Source organism: Kineococcus vitellinus (assembly GCF_009906315.1).
GTDB lineage: Bacteria > Actinomycetota > Actinomycetes > Actinomycetales > Kineococcaceae > Kineococcus > Kineococcus vitellinus.
The window spans coordinates 1-1,851 of the sequence record NZ_JAAALL010000493.1 but is presented as its reverse complement, the minus strand read 5'-3'; the positions used below and the strand labels follow the sequence as shown (position 1 = coordinate 1,851).

Annotated in this window: 2 protein-coding genes; both read left to right on the top strand. The window is 70.6% G+C overall.

The annotated features are described in order from the left end of the window. Positions 1 to 86: 86 nt before the first annotated feature. The gene (locus tag GTQ99_RS22770; protein WP_205708070.1) at positions 87 to 338 is read left to right on the top strand and encodes a hypothetical protein; all 252 of its coding nucleotides are present in this window, start codon (positions 87 to 89) and stop codon (positions 336 to 338) included. Further along, the coding region (locus GTQ99_RS22765; protein ID WP_166617946.1) for a sodium:solute symporter family protein at positions 335 to 1,851 on the top strand (1,517 nt) is incomplete at its 3' end. The genes GTQ99_RS22770 and GTQ99_RS22765, both read left to right, overlap by 4 nt.

The following is a 1,851-nucleotide window of genomic DNA, read 5'->3' as shown; positions in this document are numbered from 1 at the left end:
CCCCCCGGCAGGTGCCCCGCACCCCCAGACCGCGATCGACCACGAGGTGGACCGTGAAGTCGTACATCAGAAACCTGCCGTCGACGGTGATCGACACCGCGTTCGGGATCGTCTACGGCGCCACCCTGCTCGCCGCCCTCTTCCCGCCGCTGTACCTGGCGGCCAGCGGGATCCGCGGCGGCTTCCTCGGGATGCCGTTCAGCATCGCCTACTGGATCCTCGACGCGCTCGTCATCGGCCTCGCCCTGTGGGCGAAGTACGCGATCGAGGACGTGCGGGGTGAGCTCGACGAGGAGATCGAGCTCGGCGCCGCCGCGACCGCCGGAGGTGCCGCGTGATCACCATGCTCTCGATGCTCGCCGTCTTCTACGGCATCGTCATCGTCATCCTCTACGCCACCCAGCAGCGCTCGCAGCCCAGCTTCGACGAGTACGCCGTCGGCGGGCGCAGCTACGGCCCCTGGTACGTGGCCATGAGCTACGTGAACTCCTGGTGGCCCGGTTCCACGTTCATCGCCTTCTTCGGCCTCGCGGCCGGTGCCGGGGTGTTCGGCCTCTACGGCCTGGCCTACTCCACCCTCGGCGTCACGTTCATGTACCTCATGGCGACCCGCGCCTGGCGCTGGGGCGCGAGGTTCGACCTGCGCACCCAGCCGGACCTGCTGGGCATGCGGTTCGGCTCCACGGGCGTGAAGCTCGTCGCCAGCGTCATCGGCGTCGTCTCGATGTTCCCCTGGGTCGTCCTGGGCATGCAGGCGCTCGGCAGCCTCTTCGAGATCGCCAGCGACGGCGCCTGGTCGCTGACGGCCTGCCTGCTCGTCGGCCTGGCCGTCATCGTCGTCCGGCAGTTCTGGACGGTGAAGATGGGCATGCGCGGGCTGGTGATGACCGACATGTTCCAGGGCGTGGTCGCCTACGTGGTCGCCGCCGTGGTCTGCGTGCTCATGCTCACCGGGGCCGGCGGCTCGCCCATCAGCTTCTCCGACCTCTCCCGCGTCGGGCAGGAGGTCCTGCAGGTCCCCGGCGACGGCGGCGCCTACGGGCCCTGGTACCTGTTCAGCCTCATCTTCACCGGCGTCGTCGGCTCGCTGTGCTGGCCCACGAGCTTCCAGCGCATCTACACCGCCTCCAGCGTCCGCTCGGTCAAGGCCGGCACGGTGCGCACCATCCTCATCTCCGGGGTGTTCTACACGCTGCTCATGCTCGTGGGCATCGCCGGCACCCGCGTCGCCGCTGTCGCCGCCGACCCGCAGAACGGCTGGTTCACGCTGCTCGGGGAGTTCGGCGGCACCTGGGTGCTGGGCCTGGCGGTGACCGTCGTGTTCGCCGCCTCGATGGGCCACATCGACGGCGCCGTGCAGGTCTGCGGCCTGCAGATCGCCAACGACATCGTCGGCAGCGCCCGCAAGGACCTCAGCGACCGCCAGCTCACCGCCGTCGCCAAGGGCAGCATGGTCGCCTTCATGGCGCTGGCCGGCGTCGTCGCCTACCTGACGTTCAGCATGGACCGCCTGCAGCTGCTGGCGCAGGTGTCCTACCAGGGCATCGTGCAGCTCGCCGTGCCGCTGTTCCTGGGCATCTTCTGGCGCGGCGGCACCAAGCAGGGCGCCATCGCCGGCATGGTCTCCGGGTTCGTCGTCGCCGCCGGCCTCACCGGCCTGTACCCCGACGACATCCGGGTGCTGGGCAGCATCACCGGCGGCATCGTCGGCGTCACGCTCAACCTCGTCGTCTTCCTCGTCGTCTCCGCGGTCACCGGCCGCTCCCCCGAGGAGCGCGCCCGCGTCGACGCCCTCTTCGAGGCCGCCCGGCGCCGCCCCGTCCGCACCCCCGCGCCGCGCGTGCCCGTCGC